The sequence below is a fragment of the Pseudomonas sp. S8 genome (assembly GCF_050473925.1).
Taxonomy (GTDB): domain Bacteria; phylum Pseudomonadota; class Gammaproteobacteria; order Pseudomonadales; family Pseudomonadaceae; genus Aquipseudomonas; species Aquipseudomonas parakoreensis.
The window spans coordinates 4,559,508-4,579,490 of sequence record NZ_JBFDVZ010000016.1; the positions used below are offsets into that span (position 1 = coordinate 4,559,508).

Below are 19,983 nucleotides of genomic sequence, written 5' to 3' on the forward strand. Positions count from 1 at the left end.
CGCCTAGAAGTCTGCCGCCATGCGTCCTGCCCGTGCCCTGATCGACCTAGAAGCCCTGCGCCACAACTACCGAATTGCCCGCGAAGTCACCGGCGCCAAGGCGCTGGCGGTGATCAAGGCTGATGCCTACGGGCACGGCGCGGTGCGTTGCGCCCAGGCGCTGGAAGCCGAGGCCGACGGGTTCGCCGTCGCCTGCATCGAAGAAGCGCTGGAGCTGCGCGCGGCGGGCATCAAGGCCCCGGTGTTGTTGCTTGAGGGCATTTTCGAAGCCGATGAACTGGCGCTGATCGTCGAGCATGATTTCTGGTGCGTGGTGCATTCGTTGTGGCAGCTCGAAGCCATCGAGCAGGCGGCATTGAGCAAACCGATCACCGTGTGGTTGAAGCTCGATTCCGGGATGCACCGTGTGGGCCTGCATCCGAAGGATTACGCGGCGGCCTATCAACGCCTGCTGGCCAGCGGCAAAGTGGCGAAGATCGTGCTGATGAGTCACTTCGCCCGTGCCGATGAGTTGCACGAGCAGAGCAGCGCCGATCAAGTGGCGGTGTTCGAGGCGGCGCGTCAGGGCCTGGCGGCCGAAGTCAGCCTGCGCAACTCGCCGGCGGTGCTCGGTTGGCCGCAGATCCCCAGCGACTGGGTACGCCCGGGCATCATGCTCTATGGCGCGACCCCGTTCGAAGAAGCCAACGCCGTGGCCGAGCGCCTGCAACCGGTGATGACGCTCGAATCGAAAGTCATCTGCGTGCGTGAATTGCCCGCCGGCGAGCCAATCGGCTACGGCGCCAAATTCATTACCGATAAGCCGATGCGCATCGGCGTAGTCGCCATGGGCTATGCCGACGGCTACCCGCGTCAGGCACCGACCGGCACGCCAGTGCTGGTGGCCGGTAAACGCAGCCGGATTCTCGGTCGCGTGTCGATGGACATGCTGTGCATCGACCTCACTGAGGTGCCGGAAGCAGACCTCGGTTCGACCGTCGAGCTGTGGGGCAAAAACATCCTCGCCAGCGAAGTGGCGCAGTGGGCGGACACCATTCCGTACCAGATCTTCTGCAACCTGCGTCGGGTGCCAAGGCTCTATTCCGAGGGTTGACGCCGCTGCGGGGGCCAAGTGTTGTAAATACTGAACGCTGTCGCCATGATAACGCTCAATATTCTTACAACATCAGGAGGCTCCCGCCTTGGACGTCGGTGAACGACTGCAATCGATCCGCAAGCTCAAAGGGCTTTCCCAGCGTGAACTCGCCAAACGCGCGGGCGTCACCAACAGCACCATTTCGATGATCGAAAAGAACAGCGTCAGCCCTTCGATCAGTTCGCTGAGGAAGGTACTGGGCGGGATTCCCATGTCCATGGTCGAGTTCTTTTCCGAAGAAATCCTGCAGGAAGTCCCGACCCAGATCGTCTACAAGGCCAACGAGCTGATCGACATCTCCGACGGCGCGGTGACCATGAAACTGGTCGGCCGCGCGCACCCGAGCCGCGCCATCGCGTTTCTCAACGAAATCTACCCGCCGGGCGCTGATACCGGCGAAGAAATGCTCACCCATGAAGGCGAGGAAACCGGGATTCTGGTGGAAGGTCGTCTGGAACTGGTGGTGGGGCTGGAAACTTTTATTCTCGAAGCCGGCGACAGCTACTATTTTGAAAGTACCAAGCCGCACCGTTTCCGTAATCCGTTCGACGCGCCTGCGCGACTAATCAGCGCAGCCACGCCGGCGAATTTTTAAACACAGAGGCGCCAGGCCATGACGGCGAAGGCATCCGAAGAGTTTTTCCACTGCGCGGTATAACCCCTTCGACTATGGGGTTGTTTCAGTGTGGCGGGCTACCCGCTATACTTGCGCCCGCCTGCGAACCGTGGCCGCAGGCGTGAATAGCCACCATTGAGGGTGAACGCGTGAACCTAATTATGAAAATGCTGGCCGCACCAGCAACCGTACTGGCCCTCTGGGCTGTCAGCGCTCAAGCTGCGACGAATGACGACATTGCCAAGCGCCTCGAGCCAGTGGGCCAGGTGTGTGTTCAGGGGCAGGAATGCAAAGGAATGGAAGTCGCTGTCTCTGCGGGCGGCGGCGGTGGTGCGAAGAGCCCGGATGACGTGATTGCAAAACATTGCAACGCTTGCCACGGCACTGGCCTGTTGGGCGCACCGAAAATCGGTGACACCGCCGCCTGGAAAGACCGCGCCGATCATCAGGGCGGCCTCGACGGCATCCTGGCCAAGGCCATCACCGGCATCAACTCCATGCCACCAAAAGGTACCTGCGCCGATTGCTCGGATGACGAGTTGAAAGGCGCGATCCAGAAGATGTCCGGCCTGAAATAAGCCGCGCTTCTGACGAAAAAGACCGTCTTCGGACGGTTTTTTTGTGCCTGCGATTCGCGACGTGGGCTGTCCTTTGCAGCAAAGTCGAGGCAAGCTCGGTCTACCTCTATTCACGGAACGGGCAGGAGGCTACAGATGGTGCAGTTGTGTTCGATCGAACAGGCAGTGGACGAGGTGCTCGCACGCTTGCCGGCGCATATCCACATGGGCATGCCGCTGGGGCTGGGCAAGCCCAATCATTTCGTCAACGCGCTGTACCGGCGCATAAAGGATCTGCCCGAGCGACAACTGACGATGTACACCGCGCTGTGCCTGGGGCGCCCGACACTGGGCGACGGTCTGCAGAAGCGCTTTATCGAACCCTTCGTTGAGCGCGTGTTCGGCGACTACCCCGAATTCGATTTCCTCGCCGATCTGCAGCGTGACAGCCTGCCCGCCAACATCCGTATCGAACAGTTCTTCATGCAGCCCGGCAGCCTGCTCAACAGCGCACCGGCCCAGCAGGATTACGTCAGCAGCAACTACAGCCACGCCGCCCGCGACATCAATGCCGCCGGCCTCAATCTGGTGGCGCAGTTACTTGCCAGCAGCAGCGAACATCCCGATCGGTTGAGCCTGAGCTGCAACCCGGACATCACCCTTGACCTGCTGCCGATGATCGCCAAGCGCCGCGATGCCGGGGAGACCATTTTGCTGGTGGGTCAGGTGCACACCGACCTGCCGTACATGCCCGGCGATGCCGAAGTCGATATCGACACTTTCGACCTGCTGATCGACGCGAAGGACAGCAGCACGCTGTTTTCCACGCCGAACATGCCGGTGGGCTTTCAGGATCATTTCATTGGTTTGCATGCCAGCACGCTGGTGCGCGACGGCGGCACCTTGCAGATCGGCATCGGCTCGATGGGCGATGCACTGACCGCCGCACTGCTGGCGCGGCAGGCAGATAACGCCGGTTACCAAGCGTTGCTCGATGACATCAATCTCAGCCAGTGGGCGCAGTTGATCGAGCGCGAGGGCGGTACCGCGCCATTCGCCAAGGGCCTGTATGGCTGCAGTGAAATGTTCGTCAACGGTCTGCTGGTACTGGCCGATGCCGGGATCATCCGGCGCAAGGTCTACCCCGACGTTCAGACGCAAGAGCAGGCCAACGCCGGCACCCTCGATGAGTCGGCGCAGACCGATGGCATCTCGGTGCACGGCGGCTTTTTCCTCGGCCCGCGCAGTTTCTATGAGCGCCTGCGCGAGTTACCGCAGAGCAAGCGCCTCGAGTTCAACATGACCCGCATCAGCTACATCAACGAGCTGTACGGTCAGGAAGAGCTCAAGCGCTTGCAGCGCCTCGATGCCCGGTTCATCAACACCGTGTTCACCATGACCCTGATGGGCGCGGGCGTGGCCGATCAACTGGAGGACGGGCGGGTGCTCAGCGGGGTTGGCGGGCAATACAACTTCGTCGCCCAAGGCCACGCGCTGCACGATGCACGCTCGATTCTGATCCTGCGCAGCTGGCGCGAGTCCGGCGGCGAGGTCAGTTCGAACATTGTCTGGGAGTACGGCCACTGCACGATTCCACGGCACCTGCGTGACATCGTGGTCACCGAGTACGGCATCGCCGACCTGCGCGGCAAGGCCGATGCGGTGGTGATCGAGTCGTTGCTCAATATCAGCGATTCGCGCTTCCAGCCGGGGTTGATCGAGCAGGCACAGAAGGTCGGCAAGCTGCCGAAGGACTTCCGCCTCGATCCGCGATTTGCCGATAACACCCCGCAACGCTTGCAGGCCATCGCCGCAAAGCATCCGAACCTGTTTCCGGAGTATCCGCTGGGTTGTGATTTCACCGCGATCGAGCGCGATCTGCTGCGAGCGCTGAACTGGCTGAAGAGCAAGTTCAAGCTGAGCGAGATTCTGGAATTGGGCAAGGCTGCGCTGGATGCGCCGGAGGCTTCGACGTTCCCCGAGCACCTCGAACGTATGCAACTGACCAACCCGGAAGGCCTGAAAGAAGAGCTGTTCCAGCGCCTGCTGCTCACCGGCCTCAAAGCCACCGCACAATAATTGTCTACCGCAAACCTGTAGGAGCTGCGGCACGCTGCGATCTTTTGATGTTGATTGTAAAAATCAGGATCAAAAGATCGCAGCCTCGTTGCACTCGACAGCTCCTACAGGGGAGCTGCGGTGTGGCTTTATTCGATGAAGGTGACAACGCCATCCTTCAGCGACTTCACGCGAGCCAGCGATTCAACGCGATAGCCCTGTGAGTCCAGCTCGGCACGCCCACCCTGGAACGACTTCTCGATCACGATGCCCAGACCGGCAACCGTGGCGCCAGCCTGTTTGATGATCGAGATCAGCGCCTGCGAAGCCTTACCGTTGGCCAGGAAGTCGTCGATGATCAGCACGCGGTCGCTGCTGGTCAGGTGCCGTGGCGAGATGGCCACGGTGCTTTCGGTCTTCTTGGTGAACGAGTAAACGGTCGCCGACAGCAGGTTTTCGGTCAGGGTCAGGGACTGTTGCTTGCGGGCGAAGATCACCGGCACGCCGAGGTTCAGACCGGTCATGATCGCCGGGGCAATGCCCGAGGCTTCGATGGTGACGATCTTGGTGATGCCCGAATCCTTGAACAGCGTGGCGAATTCGTCGCCGATCAGCTTCATCAGGGCCGGGTCGATCTGGTGGTTCAGGAAGGCGTCGACCTTCAGGACCTGGTCGGAAAGCACGATGCCTTGTTCGCGGATTTTCTGGTGCAATGCTTCCATGAAGCTGTCCTCATTTGGCGCTTTGTGCGCCGAAGGTCTAGTAAAAAGTGGTCAATTCTAGCGCTTTAACATCGCGCGTATATCAGCCAGTGCGCTGTTGCCCCGCACGGCTTTGACTTCGGTCGGTGTGTCGTCGTTGCCTTCCCACGCCAGGTCGTCCGGCGGCAGCTCATCGAGGAAGCGGCTTGGCGCGCAGTCGATGATCTCGCCGTACTGTTTGCGCTTGGCGGCGAAGGTGAACGCCAGGGTCTGACGGGCGCGGGTGATACCCACGTAGGCCAGGCGGCGTTCCTCCTCGATGGTGTCGGCTTCGATGCTGGAGCGGTGCGGGAGGATTTCCTCTTCCATGCCCATGATGAACACATAAGGGAATTCCAGGCCCTTGGACGCATGCAGGGTCATCATCTGCACGCCCTCGGCGCCGTCCTCTTCTTCCTGCTGACGTTCGAGCATGTCGCGCAGGACCAGTTTGCCGATGGCGTCTTCGACGGTCATCTCGCCGTCTTCGTCTTTTTCCAGGGTGTTCTTCAAGGCCTCGATCAGGAACCAGACGTTGCTCATCCGGTAGTCCGCAGCCTTGTCGCTGGAGCTGTTGGTGCGCAGCCAATTCTCGTAGTCGATGTCCATGACCATGCTGCGCAGGGCCGAGATCGGGTCTTCGCCGGCGCACTGTTCACGGACCTTGTCCATGAAGCGCTTGAAGCGCGACAGGCGATCGGTGAAGCGGCTGTCCAGATGCTCGCCCAGACCGATTTCGTCGGTGGCGGCGTACATCGAGATCTTGCGTTCGGTGGCGTAGTTGCCGAGCTTTTCCAGCGTCGTGGAACCGATTTCCCGGCGCGGCACGTTGATTACCCGCAGGAAGGCGTTGTCGTCATCCGGGTTCACGATCAGGCGGAAGTAGGCCATCAGGTCCTTCACTTCCTGACGCCCGAAGAAACTGTTGCCGCCGCTCAGGCGATACGGCACCTGGTGGTGCTGCAACTTCAGCTCGATCAGCTTGGCCTGGTAGTTGCCGCGATAGAGAATCGCGAAATCGCTGTACGGGCGGTCGGTGCGCAAGTGCAGGCTGAGGATTTCCATGGCCACGCGCTCGGCTTCGGCGTCCTCGTTGCGGCAGCGGATTACGCGGATCTCGTCGCCGTGTCCCATCTCACTCCACAGTTGCTTTTCGAATTCGTGCGGGTTGTTCGAAATCAGCACGTTGGCGCAGCGCAGGATGCGGCTGGTGGAGCGGTAGTTCTGCTCCAGCATCACCACTTTCAGCGACGGATAGTCGTCCTTGAGCAGCATCAGGTTTTCCGGCCGCGCGCCGCGCCAGGCGTAGATCGACTGGTCGTCGTCGCCCACCACGGTGAACTGGTTGCGCTTGCCGATCAGCATCTTCACCAGCAAGTACTGGCTGGCGTTGGTGTCCTGGTATTCGTCGACCAGCAGGTAACGCACCTTGTTCTGCCACTTTTCGAGAATGTCGGCGTGCTCTTCGAAGAGCTTTACCGGCAGCAGGATCAGGTCGTCGAAGTCCACCGCGTTGAACGCTTTGAGTGTGCGCTGGTAGTGGGTGTAAACGATGGCAGCAGTCTGTTCCTTGGGATTGCGCGCGTTTTCCAGCGCCTGGGCCGGCAGGATCAGGTCGTTTTTCCAGGCGCCGATCATGTTCTTGATCTCGTCGACGCCGTCGTCGCCTGCGTATTCCTTCTGCATGATGTCGGTCATCAGGGCTTTGACGTCGGTCTCGTCGAAGATCGAGAAACCGGGTTTGTAGCCCAGCCGCGCATGCTCCTTGCGGATGATGTTCAGGCCCAGGTTGTGGAAGGTGCAGACCGTCAGGCCGCGACCTTCGCCGGCACGCAGCAGGGTGCCGACCCGCTCCTTCATCTCGCGCGCGGCCTTGTTGGTAAAGGTCATGGCGACGATGTACTGGGCGCGGATGCCACAGTTCTGGATCAGGTGCGCGATCTTGCGGGTGATCACGCTGGTCTTGCCGGAGCCAGCGCCGGCGAGCACCAATAGAGGGCCGCCGACGTAGTTCACGGCTTCTTGCTGCCGGGGATTGAGTCGGGACATACGAAAATTCGGGAGTCGTTGACGAAATGGGCCGGCATTTTAACAGGCTCAGCGATTTGTGCTGCTCTCTCCGACTTGTGACGCACCACGCGATTCAAATTTGCCGGTTTTGTTACTTTCGCGGAGGATACACGGTGATTTTGCGGCTAATGTTCTCATTCGTGACACAAAATAACGTTCTGATAATCGTTGTCATTGAACATCGCAACGGCATAATGCCCCGCCCACATCATTGCAGAGTCTAGGGAGCTAGCTTGTCTACGCCTGTCGAACCCTTGCGTTTGCTGCTACTGGCCGAAGAGCCAGCGTGGACAGCGTTATTGCGCGAGTGTCTGGCTCCGATGGGGAGCGCGGCGGTGCTGATCAGCGCGCCGAGCTGGGAGTCGGTCAGCAGTCTGTTCGAAGACAATCGCCATGCGGTGTTGTTGACCGTTCCCGCGCTGCAGCCGGCCCCGGGCCGTTGCAGCCTGCCGACGGTGTTGCTGCTGGAGCACGAACCCGCCACCGCGCCGGTGGGTGTCAGTGACTGGCTGGTGTTCGACGCGCTCGACGCCGGCATGCTGCGCCGCTGCCTGCGCCACGTGCGTGAGCGCGGTGTGCTGGAAAACACCCTGCAACGCCTCGCCGAACAGGATCCGCTGACCGGCATCGCCAACCGCCAGGGTTTCCAGACCTTGCTCGCGGCGCGCCTGGCGGAAAACGACGGTCGCGGTCTGGCCCTGGGGCATCTGGATCTCGACAACTTCCGTCACGCCAACGACGCCCTCGGCCATCAGGCCGGCGACCGGCTGATCCTGCAGGTCGTTGCGCGGCTGAAAAGTCAGTTGGAGGCCGGTGATCAACTGGCCCGCCTGGGCAGCGATGAATTTGCCCTGCTGATCGACACCCGCCGCGCGCCGCAACGCGCCGAGTGGATGGCCGAACGCATCACCGAAGCCTTGTCCGAACCGTATTGGGTCGATGGCGAAAGCCTGTTGATCGGCTCCAGCCTCGGCATCGCCCACGCCCGTGCGCAGGGCGGCGCCGATCCGCTGATGTGGCACGCGCACATCGCCATGCAGCAGGCCAAGAGCACCCAGGGTTGCACCTTCCATATCTTCAACGAACGCATCAACCGCAACGCGCGGAGCATGGCCGACCTCGAAAGCGAACTGCGCCGGGCCTTGCGTCGTGATGAGCTGGAGTTGCACTACCAGCCACGCCTGAATCTGGCGGACGGGCAAATCGTCGGCCTTGAAGCGCTGGTGCGCTGGCGTCATGGCGAGCGTGGTCTGCTGCCGCCGAGCGAATTCGTGCCGCTCGCTGAACAAAGCGGTTTGATCGTGCCGCTGGGTTACTGGGTGATTTCCCGCGCCCTGCGTGACATGCAGGCGCTGCGCGAGCGCGGGCTGCCGGCGCTGCACATGGCAATCAACCTGTCGTTCCGCCAGTTTCAGGACAGTCAGTTGCTGCCGACGCTCAGTCGGCTGATTGCCGAGCGTGGGGTCGAGGCGCAGTGGCTGGAGTTCGAACTCACCGAAACCGCCGTGATGCGCCGCAGCGATCTGGTCAAACAGACCATGGACGCCCTCGGCCGCCTCGGCGTGCGTTTCTCGCTGGATGACTTCGGCACCGGGTTCTCGTCGTTCGTGCACCTCAACAGCCTGCCGATCACCTTGCTGAAGATCGACAAGAGCTTCGTCGGCGGCATGGAACAGCGCGAAGAGAACCGCAAACTGGTGCACGCAATGATCAACCTCGCGCACAACCTGCATCTGGAAGTGGTGGCCGAAGGCGTGGAAACACCGGAACAGCTGGAGTTGTTGCGCGGCTTTGGCTGCGACCAGGTGCAGGGGTATCTGATCAGCCGGCCGTTGCCGTTGGCGGAGTTGGTTGAGTACCTGACGTTTGGCTCAAGCCAGCAGGTTTCTGTGGAGGCCGTTTAAAAGATCGCAGCCTGCGGCAGCTCCTACACAAATCCCTGTAGGAGCTGCCGAAGGCTGCGATCTTTTGATCCTAATCTGCGCGAACGGCCTCAAACCTCTGTGACACAGGCTCCAGCCGGATCATCCGCTTCATCTTCCATTCAAACGCCAGCGTCAGGCTCACCGCCGCACACGCCAGACCCAGCGCCAGACCCCACCAGACGCCCGTCGGCCCCCAATGCAGGTGGAACGCCATCCACCACGCCGCCGGCGCGCCGATCAGCCAATAGCAACCGAGGCCGACCAGAAACGTGGTTTTTGCGTCCTTGAGTCCACGAATGCAACCCATGGCAATCGTCTGCGTACCATCGAACAGCTCAAACCATGCCGCCACCGCCAGCAGGCTCACCGCCAGGCGGATCACCTCGGCAAACGCCGGGTCGTGGTGATCGAGGAACAACCCGACCAGTTGATTCGGCAACAGCCAGAACACCATGGCGAAACCCAGCATCACCACTGCACCGAAGACGATGCCGACCCGGCCGGACAGGCGTGCATCGCTCAGTTGCCCGGCGCCGTAGTGCTGGCCGACGCGCATGGTGATCGCGTAGGACATCCCCGCCGGCACCATGAACGCTACCGAAACGATCTGCAGGGCAATCTGGTGTGCGCCCAGTTGCGTGCTGCCCATGGTACCCATGCACAGCGCGGCGAAGGCGAACAAACCGACCTCCACGGCATAGGTGCCGCCAATCGGCAGGCCGAGTCGCCACAGTTCTTTCAGATACTGACGATTTGGCCGCGACAGGCCGGCGCGCAACGGGTAAGCGTCGTAGGCCGGGTGCCGGCGAATGTGCCAGGCCAGCGCGAGCGCCATGCAGTTGGCAACGATTGCCGTGACCAGTCCGATGCCGGTCAGCCCCAGTTTCGGCAGGCCGAACAGGCCGGTGATCAGCGCGTAATTGAGCAGGAAGTTGGCCACGGTGCCGCCCAGGCTGATGACCATCACCGGCGTCGCCCGGCCGATCGCACTGGTAAAGCCGCGCAGGGCCATGAAGCTCAGATAGCCGGGCAGGGCAAAGGGCAGGGCGATGAGGAATTGCCCGGCGGCCTGGACGTTGGTTTCGGTTTGGCCGAACAGCAGTAACACCGGTTTCAGATTCCACAGCAGCAGACCGGCGCCCAGCGCCATCAGCCATGCCAGCCATAATCCGGCCTGAGTCAGGCGGGCCGCGCCGATGATGTCGCCGGCGCCCTGACGGATCGCCACCAGGGTGCCGACCGCCGCGATCACGCCGATGCAGAAAATCGACACGAACGAATAACTTGCCGCGCCCAGTCCGCCACCGGCCAGCGCCTCGGGACTCAGGCGCGCCATCATCAGCGTGTCGGTCAGCACCATCAGCATGTGCGCCAACTGTGAAGCAATCAACGGCCCCGCCAGCCGCAGGATGGCCCAGAGTTCGGTACGCACAGGATGCTGCATGGTCATCACCACCCATCAATCAAAGGGAACAAGAGACCGTCGATTCTCGGCGCTTGGCAGGGTTTGCACAAAAGGATAAAAAGGATGGGTGGCATGATTAAAACTCATCATGAATAAACCTCGCCGGGGTGGCCGGATGCCGCCAAAGGAGCTTTGTGTATGTCCCGTCGTCTTCCACCCTTGTATGCCCTGCGCGCATTCGAAGCGGCGGCGCGGCACAGCTCGTTCACCCGGGCGGCCGAGGAGTTGTCGATCACCCAGAGTGCCGTCAGCCGGCACATCAAGACGCTGGAAGAGCATTTTGCCTGCAAGCTGTTTCACCGCAGCGGACGCAACCTGCAACTGACGGAATCGGCGCGGATGTTGTTGCCCGGCATTCGCGAGGGCTTTGCAGCCCTTGAACGCGCCTGCAACACCTTGCGCGCCGAGGACGACATCCTGCGCATGAAAGCGCCATCGACCCTGACCATGCGCTGGCTGCTGGCGCGACTCAGTCGTTTCCGCCATCTGCAACCGGGCAACGAAGTGCAACTGACCAGTGCGTGGATGGACGTGGATTCGGTGGATTTCAACAATGAGCCATTCGATTGCGCGGTACTGCTCAGTGACGGGCACTTCCCGCCGGACTGGGAGGCCAGCCTGCTGTTTCCCGAAGAACTGATCCCGGTCGGCGCGCCGAACCTGCTGAACGATCAACCCTGGGATGTGGCGCGGCTGGCCTCCACCGAGTTGCTGCACCCGACCCCGGACCGGCGTGACTGGCGCAGTTGGCTGGAGCACATGGGGCTGTCCGATCAGGTCTCGCTCAAGGGCGGGCAGGTGTTCGATACCCTCGAACTGGGCATGATCGCTGCAGCCCGAGGCTATGGGGTGTCGATGGGGGATCTGCTGATGGTCGCCGAGGATGTGGCGCAGGGCCGCTTGAGCCTGCCGTGGCCGACTGCCGTCGCCAGTGGCCTGAATTACTACCTGGTGTGGCCGAAAACCCGTCCGGGAGGTGAACGTTTGCGCCGCCTTAGTGATTTTCTGCAAGGCGAAGTGCGCGCCATGTCGCTGCCGCAGGTCAAGCGCTTGAGCTGAAACGTTAGAGCCGCCACAATGCCGGCCTTGCGCCATAACCCCGCTATTTACTCAAGTATTCGGTTTGACCGCCGAAAATGAGCATGTGGGACCGTCGTGCCGGTCTCCACGATTCCACCCCCATTATTAGAATTTTCCGAGCAGGTGCTGCGATCAAGGAGGATCCGGTGGCTCGGCCAGGAGCTGTTCATGTCTCAACCTCGCGCTCGGATCGCTTCGCAGCTGGGCCTCGCGCTCGCTGTGATACTGGCGATCGTCATCAGCGGCAGTACGGTATTCGCCCTGCGTTCGCTGGATTCCGCCAATCTCGCCACCCGTGAGGAACACCTCGCCAGTGAGGCGCGGCTGCTGGCTGACCAGTTGAGCACCTTCCACGGCACGCTGCGCGAGAGCACGCAGCGCCTGAGCGGGTTGTTCGAGAAGCGCTTCAGCGCGGGCCTGAGCATTCATCCGGATGAACCGGTGAACGTCGCCGGCACCCAGACCCCGGGCCTGCACCTGGGCAGTGAAGTGCTGAACAACAACTTCAAGGAAGTCGACGAGTTCAAGCAGATGACCGCTGGTGTCGCCACGCTGTTCGTGCGCAGCGGCGAAGACTTCGTGCGCGTCAGCACCTCGCTGACCAAACAGGACGGCACGCGCGCCATCGGCACCTTGCTCGATCATGCGCACCCCGCCTATGCCAGGTTGATGGCGGGGCAGGGCTACGTCGGCCGTGCCTTGTTGTTCGATCGTTCCTACATGACCCAATACACCCCGGTGCGCGATGGCAGCGGCAAGGTGATTGCGGTGTTGTTCGTTGGTTTTGATTACACCGATGCGCAGAACGCCCAGTTCGACAACCTCAAGCGCTTCCGCATCGGCCAGACCGGTTCGCTGGCGCTGCTGGATGAGCAGAATAAATGGCTGGTAGCGCCGGCGGGCGTCCAGGCATTGGATCAGGCGGTCACGGTGATCGGCGGCCTGGCGAAAACCCCGGGCAAGGGGCAGTTCTGGAGCGACAAGAACGAAGATTTCTACAGCGTTTCGGTGCCATTTGACGGTGGGCCGTGGGCGGTGGTGGCAAGTATGCCGAAAGCCGAAATTCGCGCGGTGACCTGGAGCGTCGGCACGCAACTGGCCATCGGCAGTCTGCTGGCGATGCTGTTGGCGGTGGGTTCGGTGGTGTGGTTGCTGCGCAGCAAACTGGCGCCGCTGAGTGATCTGGTACGTCAGGCCGAAGCGCTGGGCGCGGGTGATCTGAGCGTGCGCCTGAACGTGTCGAGCAACGACGAGATCGGTCAGCTGTCCCGCGCGTTCAACCAGATGAGCCAGGCGCTGTCGACGATGGTCGAGCACATCCGTCGCTCCTCGGAAGAGGTCAATAGCCGCGCCCAGGCATTGTCCGGTTTGTCCGGTGGTGCCTACGAAGGCATGGAGCAGCAGTCCGGCGAAATCACCAGCATGGCCGGTGCGGTAGAGGAGTTCAGCGCCACCTCGCTGAACATCGCCGACAACATGGGGGCCACCCAGCGTCTGGCCCAGGAAAACGCTCAGCAGACGCAGATCGGTCGCAGCTCAATGGAGGAAGCGTCTTCCTCGCTGGAGCAAATCGCTGGCGCGTTGAACACCACGGCTACCGTGATCAACACCCTCGGTCAGCGCTCCCAGGAAATCGGCGGCATCGTCAGCGTGATTACCTCGATCGCCGAACAGACCAACCTGCTGGCGCTCAACGCGGCCATCGAAGCGGCCCGTGCCGGTGAACAGGGTCGTGGTTTTGCCGTGGTCGCCGATGAGGTGCGTAACCTGGCTTCGCGCACCCGTCAGGCCACTGATGAAATCTCCGGGATGATTCACAGCATCCAGCAGGAAACCGGCAACGCCATCAGCACCATGGAGCAGGGCAACCTGCTGATGCAGGAAGGCCTGTCGCGCAACGCCAACGTGGCGTCGGCGCTGGCGCGGATCGATGAGCAGAGCCGTTCGGCAGGGCAGCAGTTCGCCGCGATTACCACGGCGACTCAGGAGCAGAGCAGCACCGCGACATTGTTGAGCAGCAATTTGCAGAGCATTGCGCTGGCCAACAGTGAGCAGCGTGAGGTTGTGTCGAACCTGGCTGTTACGGCTAAAGAGCTGGAGAAACTGGCGGCGGACTTGCGTTCCGAGGTTGATCGCTTTCGTTGATACAGCCTTGATATAGCTTTCGCGAGCAAGCTCGTTCCCACAGTTTCCGGCGTGAATCACAGATTCTGTGAACACCCGAGATCCCTGTGGGAGCGAGCTTGCTCGCGAATGGATCCCCGCCAATTCTTGGGAAATCACACGATCGCAAGCTCCATTGCACTTGCTGAAACGTTTCCGCAGCGCTATAAAAATGGCACAACTCCAATAAAGGCTGCTGCCATGACCCTGCTCAAACTCGCCGTTGCCCTCGGCGCACTCTCTGCTGCTTCCCACGCCATGGCTTGGGATTACGTACTCCTCGATACCAACAAGCCCGCGCAAAACTGGACGATCACCAGTGAGCAGCTCGGTGTGAAAACCGGCAAACCTTTCTCCATAAGCCTGCGCACCCTGCACGGTGGGCGACAAGAAGGTGTCAGCATCGTCGATATCGATAACGGCACGATGAAACTCTCGGTGGTGCCAACCCGTGGCATGAATGTCCTGCAGGCCTCCGTCGGCAATGTACGCATGGGTTGGGATTCGCCGGTCAAGGACGTGGTCAACCCGGCCTTCATCGAACTCAATGGGCGCGGTGGTCTGGGCTGGCTGGAAGGCTTCAATGAACTGGTGACACGTTGCGGTTACGAATGGGTCGGCCATCCCGGCATGGACAATGGCGAGTTGCTGACCCTGCACGGCCGCGCTGCCAATATCCCGGCCAGCGGCGTCACGCTGCACATCGATGAAAAACCACCCTATGCCATCAGCCTGCGCGGCGAACTCAAAGAGCAGGCGTTCAAGAAAGTCGACTTTTCGGTGATGACGGAGCTTGTCACTGAGCCCGGCAGCACCCGTTTTGCCCTTAACGATACGCTGACCAACAACGGCGATTATCCAAAGGAATACCAGGCGCTGTACCACAGTAACTTCAGCACGCCGTTCCTCGAGCAGGGCTCGCGGTTCGCGGCACCGGTGAAACAGGTCTCGCCCTTCAACGACAAGGCCAAAGCCGAGTTGGCCGACTGGCAGACCTATCGCGGGCCGACCAAGGACTATGACGAAACCGTCTACAACGTCATACCCTACGCCGACGCCAAAGGCGAAACCTTGACCGTGCTGCATGACAAGGCTGGCAGCCTCGGTGTCTCCGTCGGCTTCAATACCCGGCAGCTGCCGGTATTTTCTCTGTGGAAGAACACCGACACCCAAGGGCAGGGCTATGTCACGGGCCTTGAGCCGGGAACCAGTTTTTCCTACAACCGCCGCTATCAGCGTCCGCTGAACCTGGTACCGACCATTGCGCCAAAGGCCAGCCAACAGTTTCAGATCAGCTACAGCCTGCTGGCAGACAAAAGCGCTGTGGATAACGCATTGAAGCGCGTGACCGAGATTCAGGCCGGGCGCGAAACCGAAGTACGGCAGGCGCCGCTGGTGGATTTGACCGAGCATTAAGGCGTTGCCGGGCGGTATTGCAGCGCCTCGGCCAAGTGCTCACGCTTGATCGCATCCACTTGCTCAAGGTCCGCCAGTGTGCGAGCGACCTTGAGCAAGCGATGTGCCGAACGCAGTGAGAGTGTCAGCCGTTCACAGGCTGACTCGAGCCATTTCTCATCGGCTGTGGATAACTGGCAGTGCCGCTTGAGCGCCGGTAGATCAAGAAAGGCGTTGGCACAACGCTGGCGCTTTTGCTGGCGCTCTCGTGCCTCGGCCACCACGGCTGCCGCACTGGCACTGTTCTCGCCCGGTTTGACCAATGGATTCAACGCCGTTGCCTCCCGCGCCACCGTCAGGTGCAGATCGATCCGATCCAGCAACGGCCCCGAGAGCTTGTTACGGTAGCGCTGCACCATGTCTGGTGTGCACGAGCACTTGCCGCTCGGCTCGCCCAGATATCCACAGGGGCAGGGGTTCATCGCTGCTACCAGCTGGAAACGCGCGGGGAATCGCACGCGATCCTTGGCTCTGGCGATCACGATATATCCGGATTCCAGAGGTTCGCGCAGTACCTCCAACACCTTGCGATCAAATTCCGGAAGCTCGTCGAGAAACAGCACGCCGTGGTGAGCGAGGGTGATTTCGCCAGGTTGTGGTTTCGAGCTGCCACCGACCAGCGCCGGCCCCGATGCAGAATGGTGCGGTTGACGGAATGGACGCTGCGGCCAATGAGTCAGCGGCACACCGCTGGCGACCGATTGAATCGCCGCCACTTCCAGCGCTTCGGATTCGGACAGGGGCGGCAGCAGGCCTGGCAAGCGACTCGCCAACAACGTTTTGCCAGTGCCCGGCGGCCCGCTGAACAGCAGGTTGTGTGCGCCCGCCGCCGCAATCAGCAGAGCCCGTTTCGCGGCCATCTGTCCTTGCACCTCATTGAGGTCGGGATAAGGTTTCGCCGCGTGGATCAGCCCGTCCGAGACATAAGGCTCGACCGGAGTATGTCCGTTGAAATGCGCCACGGCTTCCAGCAGATGATCCACCGCAAACACTTTCAGGCCCGAAGCCAGACAGGCCTCCTCGGCATTCGCCCGCGGCACCACCAGTGCCCGCCCGGCCTTGCGCGCCGCCAGCGCCGCTGGCAACACCCCGCGCACCGGCCGCACCGCGCCGGACAGCGCCAGTTCACCGAGGCATTCCACCTCATCCAGCGTGAGACACGGCACCTGCACACTTGCCGACAGAATCCCCAAGGCAATCGCGAGATCAAACCGCCCGCCATCCTTGGGCAAATCCGCCGGCGCCAGATTCAGGGTGATCCGCCGCGCCGGAAACTGCAGCCCGGAATTGATGATCGCGCTGCGCACCCGATCCTTGCTCTCCTTCACCGCCGCCTCGGGCAGGCCGACCATGGTCAGCGACGGCAGGCCGTTGGCCAGATGGACTTCGACGGTAACGGCAGGTGCATCCACGCCTATCTGGGCGCGACTGTGGACGATGGACAGGGACATGGTCGTTCCTTGAGCTGAATCGGGGGCCGCTTCCTGCGGGTTTTTGAAGGGTAGTCGGGGAAAGGGGAGCTGGCGGGCGCGAACTTTCACTGGATGTTGCGGGAGGAGGTCAACCAATTTCGAGGCGAAAAAAAACCGCCTTGAGTAGACGGTTTTCAGTTTGCAGGCATCGGTGAGGCCAAGGCCTGCGTATCCTTTGCGGACACACTCGTGTATGTGCAGGTTATGCACGTTTTCACGTTGACGCAAGCACCGACATCATTTGTCCAAAGTCAATATCACCTTGAAATGATTGACTCATTAAGGTGTGAAACATTGCTTAATCACTTGATACAACTTGTTTAAGTCCCCTTCGAACTACCGGCATAACATCCCCGGCGACGATGCCCACTCCTCGAGTTTTCGTGAAGTGTGGCCGGGAGCTAAAGATTTCATGTTCCTCGACACGGTATGAGACCCGTGCCGGTGCTGTTTTTGGGGAACCCACACCCGGCCGCCTTGGCGGACACACTCGTGTGTAGTCCCGAAGATGTTCGTACGCCGGAAAGTGCATCGGAGGTTTGGCCCCACGCAAGGAGGGCCAAAGTATGTCTAAGTTTCTTAAACATATGTGGCGCCTCGTCAGAATCGCGTTATGGGCTTTTCGCCTGTACGAGTTTCTGCGAGACCGTTGGAATAATTCGTTGTAGAGGATTGATCTGGCGGAAACCGCTCCTGCCTCGGCGGGGGCGGTTTAATGTCTACTCGCAAACTTGAAGGCGTCTCGGCCCAGGGGCTGCAGCCTTACTCGGCCGGCGGCGTCAGCCTGGCTTCCAGTTCTGCGACTTTGGCTTCAAGGCTTTCAAGGCGGGCGCGAGTTCGAGCCAGGACGACCATCTGGCTATCGAATTCTTCACGGCTCACCAGATCCAGTTTGCTGAAAGCACTTTGCAGCAGCATCTTGAACTGGCTTTCGATTTCGGCTTTTGGCAGCGGGGTGTCGCCGCTGAACAGGCGGGAGGCAGTGCCGCTCAGGGCGTCGAGGAAGTCTTTGGGCGCGAGCATGGAATGTGTCCTGTAAACAGTGGCGCGCAGTGTATCACGCAGTGTCTATAGTCATTGACGCAGGCACGGATGCACGCTTTTCGCGCAAGCGGACGGACGGCAGCGCACCGTTGTTGTGCGTAACCGTCGGGCGTTTTTCGTGCAAACGCCTGCGGCAGCGGCCAAGGGATTGAAATCAGAGGAATTTGGCGAGATGGCAAGCTTTCTGCTTAGTCGGTAGTGACCCATGCACTGATGCAGTCGCTGTGACGAATGCAGTGCGGCAGGCGGAGCGGGGAGTTTCGCCGGCAGCGGTTAGCTGGCGTCAGTCGGGCAGGTAAGGCCGACGATGCGTTACAAAGCCAGGCACTGCGCTTAGACTTGAGTCGGGTTTGTTTTCCTGGGGCAAGTCCACCAATTCGGGAGAGAGTTTCATGAAGCTAGTCACTGCCATCATCAAGCCGTTCAAGTTGGACGACGTGCGCGAGTCGCTGTCCGAAATCGGCGTGCAGGGCATTACCGTTACGGAAGTCAAAGGCTTCGGCCGGCAGAAGGGTCACACCGAGCTGTATCGCGGCGCGGAATATGTGGTCGATTTTCTGCCCAAGGTGAAAATCGACGTGGCCATCGACGACAAGGATCTGGATCGGGTTATCGAGGCGATAACCAAGGCGGCCAACACCGGCAAGATCGGTGACGGCAAGATCTTCGTGGTCAATCTGGAACAGGCGATCCGCATCCGTACCGGCGAAACCGATACCGACGCGATCTAAACGCCGCCACAAACCCAACGCCCCAGGAGAAAACAATATGACTCTGCGTAAATTCGCAGGGCTAGGCGCCCTGTTGTCCATCGTAATGCCCGGCCTGGCTATGGCGGCAGATCCGGTAACGCCTCCAGTCCTCAATTCCGGCGATACCGCCTGGATGCTGACCTCCACAGCCCTCGTGCTGTTCATGACCATTCCCGGCCTCGCGCTGTTCTACGGCGGCATGGTTCGCTCCAAAAACATTCTTTCGGTGATGATGCAGTGCTTCGCCATTACCGGTCTGATCAGCGTCCTGTGGGTCATTTATGGCTACAGCATCGCGTTTGACACTACCGGTATGGAGCAAGGCGTCGTCAACTTCAATTCCTTCGTCGGCGGCATGGGCAAGGCCTTTCTGGCCGGTGTCACTCCGGCGAGCCTGACCGGCCCGGCGGCGTTGTTCCCTGAGGCGGTGTTTGTCACCTTCCAGATGACCTTCGCGATCATCACCCCGGCGCTGATCGTCGGTGCGTTCGCCGAGCGGATGAAATTCTCGGCGATGCTGATTTTCATGGGCGTGTGGTTCACCCTCGTCTATGCACCGATTGCACACATGGTCTGGTCCGGCAACGGCGGCCTGTTGTGGGACTGGGGCGTACTCGACTTCGCGGGCGGCACCGTGGTGCACATCAACGCGGGTATCGCCGGCCTGGTAGCGTGCCTGGTACTGGGCAAGCGCAAAGGTTTCCCGACCACCCCGATGGCGCCGCATAACCTCGGTTACACCCTGATGGGTGCAGCGATGCTGTGGGTCGGCTGGTTCGGTTTCAACGCCGGTTCCGCCGCTGCTGCCAACGGTACTGCCGGTATGGCGATGCTGGTCACTCAGATTGCAACCGCAGCTGCCGCACTGGGCTGGATGTTTGCCGAGTGGATCACCCACGGCAAGCCAAGTGCACTGGGCATCGCCTCGGGTGTGGTTGCCGGTCTGGTTGCAATCACTCCAGCGGCTGGCACCGTGGGCCCGATGGGCGCACTGGTGATCGGTCTGGCGGCGGGTGTGGTGTGTTTCTTCTGCGCCACCACCCTGAAACGCAAGCTTGGTTATGACGACTCCCTGGACGCATTCGGCGTGCACGGTATCGGCGGTATCCTCGGTGCGATCCTGACCGGTGTATTCGCTGCACCGTCGCTGGGCGGCTTCGGCACCGTGACCGACATCGCGGCGCAAGTGTGGATTCAGTGCAAAGGCGTCGGCTTCACAGTGATCTACACCGCGATTGTCACCTTCATCATCCTCAAGGTGCTGGACGCCGTGATGGGTCTGCGTGTGACCGAGGAAGAAGAATCGGTTGGCCTGGACCTGGCACAACACAACGAACGCGGCTACAACCTGTAAGTACGCGCATCGAAAAAACTTGCCCGGCTTGCCGGGCATTTTTTTGTCCGGGATTTGTCATTGAGAGAGCAGCTGAAAGGATTTTTCGTACGGCTTT

15 protein-coding genes are annotated in these 19,983 nt (G+C 60.9%); 10 read left to right on the forward strand and 5 right to left on the reverse strand.

Annotation, left to right across the window (positions count from 1 at the left end; genetic code table 11):
- The first annotated feature begins 19 nt into the window (after nt 1-19).
- The 4 genes from alr to AB1J88_RS21650 all read left to right on the forward strand — a co-directional run bounded on the left by alr (nt 20) and on the right by AB1J88_RS21650 (nt 4,387).
- Complete coding sequence (gene alr, locus AB1J88_RS21635; protein WP_041071963.1) at nt 20-1,093, forward strand: alanine racemase; 1,074 nt, start codon at nt 20-22, stop codon at nt 1,091-1,093.
- Nucleotides 1,094-1,181: 88 nt separating this feature from the next.
- Nucleotides 1,182-1,730, forward strand: coding sequence for a cupin domain-containing protein (locus AB1J88_RS21640; RefSeq protein ID WP_007920393.1), 549 nt, complete (start codon nt 1,182-1,184; stop codon nt 1,728-1,730).
- A gap of 182 nt (nt 1,731-1,912) precedes the next feature.
- Nucleotides 1,913-2,329, forward strand: coding sequence for a c-type cytochrome (locus AB1J88_RS21645; protein ID WP_430292710.1), 417 nt, complete (start codon nt 1,913-1,915; stop codon nt 2,327-2,329).
- Between the two features lie 135 nt (nt 2,330-2,464).
- Nucleotides 2,465-4,387 carry an acetyl-CoA hydrolase/transferase C-terminal domain-containing protein gene (locus AB1J88_RS21650; protein WP_430291942.1) on the forward strand — a complete coding sequence of 641 codons (1,923 nt, stop codon included), beginning with the start codon at nt 2,465-2,467 and terminating at the stop codon, nt 4,385-4,387.
- A 128-nt stretch (nt 4,388-4,515) separates the two neighbouring features.
- On the opposite strand, the gene AB1J88_RS21655 is transcribed toward AB1J88_RS21650, so the two are convergent.
- A complete protein-coding gene (locus AB1J88_RS21655; protein WP_003229440.1) occupies nt 4,516-5,088 on the reverse strand; it encodes a xanthine phosphoribosyltransferase in 573 nt (190 codons plus the stop codon).
- A 57-nt stretch (nt 5,089-5,145) separates the two neighbouring features.
- Entirely contained in the window at nt 5,146-7,155 is a 2,010-nt protein-coding gene (gene rep / locus AB1J88_RS21660) for a DNA helicase Rep (protein ID WP_027610430.1), read from the reverse strand.
- Nucleotides 7,156-7,409: 254 nt separating this feature from the next.
- On the opposite strand from rep, the gene AB1J88_RS21665 reads away from it, so the two are divergent.
- The gene (locus AB1J88_RS21665; RefSeq protein ID WP_041071967.1) at nt 7,410-9,080 is read left to right on the forward strand and encodes a putative bifunctional diguanylate cyclase/phosphodiesterase; all 1,671 of its coding nucleotides are present in this window, start codon (nt 7,410-7,412) and stop codon (nt 9,078-9,080) included.
- Nucleotides 9,081-9,150: 70 nt separating this feature from the next.
- Here the strand turns inward: AB1J88_RS21665 and AB1J88_RS21670 are convergent, their stop codons facing one another.
- On the reverse strand, nt 9,151-10,545 hold the full coding sequence (locus AB1J88_RS21670; protein WP_222017650.1) for a NorM family multidrug efflux MATE transporter: 1,395 nt from the start codon (nt 10,543-10,545) through the stop codon (nt 9,151-9,153).
- A gap of 159 nt (nt 10,546-10,704) precedes the next feature.
- Here AB1J88_RS21670 and AB1J88_RS21675 point away from each other — a divergent pair, with 159 nt between their 5' ends.
- The 3 genes from AB1J88_RS21675 to AB1J88_RS21685 all read left to right on the forward strand — a co-directional run bounded on the left by AB1J88_RS21675 (nt 10,705) and on the right by AB1J88_RS21685 (nt 15,225).
- Nucleotides 10,705-11,625: a LysR substrate-binding domain-containing protein gene (locus AB1J88_RS21675; protein WP_041071969.1), complete on the forward strand. Its 921-nt coding sequence runs from the start codon at nt 10,705-10,707 to the stop codon at nt 11,623-11,625.
- A gap of 189 nt (nt 11,626-11,814) precedes the next feature.
- The gene (locus tag AB1J88_RS21680) at nt 11,815-13,791 is read left to right on the forward strand and encodes a methyl-accepting chemotaxis protein (RefSeq protein WP_430291943.1); all 1,977 of its coding nucleotides are present in this window, start codon (nt 11,815-11,817) and stop codon (nt 13,789-13,791) included.
- Between the two features lie 219 nt (nt 13,792-14,010).
- Nucleotides 14,011-15,225, forward strand: coding sequence for an aldose 1-epimerase family protein (locus AB1J88_RS21685; RefSeq protein ID WP_430291944.1), 1,215 nt, complete (start codon nt 14,011-14,013; stop codon nt 15,223-15,225).
- Here the strand turns inward: AB1J88_RS21685 and AB1J88_RS21690 are convergent.
- Nucleotides 15,222-16,715: a YifB family Mg chelatase-like AAA ATPase gene (locus AB1J88_RS21690; RefSeq protein ID WP_430291945.1), complete on the reverse strand. Its 1,494-nt coding sequence runs from the start codon at nt 16,713-16,715 to the stop codon at nt 15,222-15,224. The two genes, AB1J88_RS21685 and AB1J88_RS21690, sit on opposite strands and share 4 nt — an antisense overlap.
- 783 nt (nt 16,716-17,498) lie before the next feature.
- The gene (locus AB1J88_RS21695; RefSeq protein ID WP_041071977.1) at nt 17,499-17,759 is read right to left on the reverse strand and encodes an accessory factor UbiK family protein; all 261 of its coding nucleotides are present in this window, start codon (nt 17,757-17,759) and stop codon (nt 17,499-17,501) included.
- 413 nt (nt 17,760-18,172) lie between these two features.
- Here AB1J88_RS21695 and glnK point away from each other — a divergent pair, with 413 nt between their 5' ends.
- Entirely contained in the window at nt 18,173-18,511 is a 339-nt protein-coding gene (gene glnK / locus AB1J88_RS21700; RefSeq protein ID WP_002555808.1) for a P-II family nitrogen regulator, read from the forward strand.
- 37 nt (nt 18,512-18,548) lie between these two features.
- Nucleotides 18,549-19,886, forward strand: coding sequence for an ammonium transporter (locus tag AB1J88_RS21705; protein ID WP_430291946.1), 1,338 nt, complete (start codon nt 18,549-18,551; stop codon nt 19,884-19,886).
- The last annotated feature ends 97 nt before the right edge of the window (nt 19,887-19,983 follow it).

Excerpts from the sequence above, each read along its gene's own strand:
- rep (WP_027610430.1), bottom strand. The coding sequence starts at position 7,155 with ATGTCCCGACTCAATCCCCGGCAGCAAGAAGCCGTGAACTACGTCGGC.
- AB1J88_RS21695 (WP_041071977.1), bottom strand. The coding sequence starts at position 17,759 with ATGCTCGCGCCCAAAGACTTCCTCGACGCCCTGAGCGGCACTGCCTCC.
- AB1J88_RS21680 (WP_430291943.1), top strand. The coding sequence starts at position 11,815 with ATGTCTCAACCTCGCGCTCGGATCGCTTCGCAGCTGGGCCTCGCGCTC.
- AB1J88_RS21690 (WP_430291945.1), bottom strand. The coding sequence starts at position 16,715 with ATGTCCCTGTCCATCGTCCACAGTCGCGCCCAGATAGGCGTGGATGCA.
- alr (WP_041071963.1), top strand. The coding sequence starts at position 20 with ATGCGTCCTGCCCGTGCCCTGATCGACCTAGAAGCCCTGCGCCACAAC.
- AB1J88_RS21655 (WP_003229440.1), bottom strand. The coding sequence starts at position 5,088 with ATGGAAGCATTGCACCAGAAAATCCGCGAACAAGGCATCGTGCTTTCC.
- AB1J88_RS21685 (WP_430291944.1), top strand. The coding sequence starts at position 14,011 with ATGACCCTGCTCAAACTCGCCGTTGCCCTCGGCGCACTCTCTGCTGCT.
- AB1J88_RS21675 (WP_041071969.1), top strand. The coding sequence starts at position 10,705 with ATGTCCCGTCGTCTTCCACCCTTGTATGCCCTGCGCGCATTCGAAGCG.
- AB1J88_RS21645 (WP_430292710.1), top strand. The coding sequence starts at position 1,913 with ATGAAAATGCTGGCCGCACCAGCAACCGTACTGGCCCTCTGGGCTGTC.
- glnK (WP_002555808.1), top strand. The coding sequence starts at position 18,173 with ATGAAGCTAGTCACTGCCATCATCAAGCCGTTCAAGTTGGACGACGTG.
- AB1J88_RS21650 (WP_430291942.1), top strand. The coding sequence starts at position 2,465 with ATGGTGCAGTTGTGTTCGATCGAACAGGCAGTGGACGAGGTGCTCGCA.
- AB1J88_RS21670 (WP_222017650.1), bottom strand. The coding sequence starts at position 10,545 with ATGCAGCATCCTGTGCGTACCGAACTCTGGGCCATCCTGCGGCTGGCG.
- AB1J88_RS21705 (WP_430291946.1), top strand. The coding sequence starts at position 18,549 with ATGACTCTGCGTAAATTCGCAGGGCTAGGCGCCCTGTTGTCCATCGTA.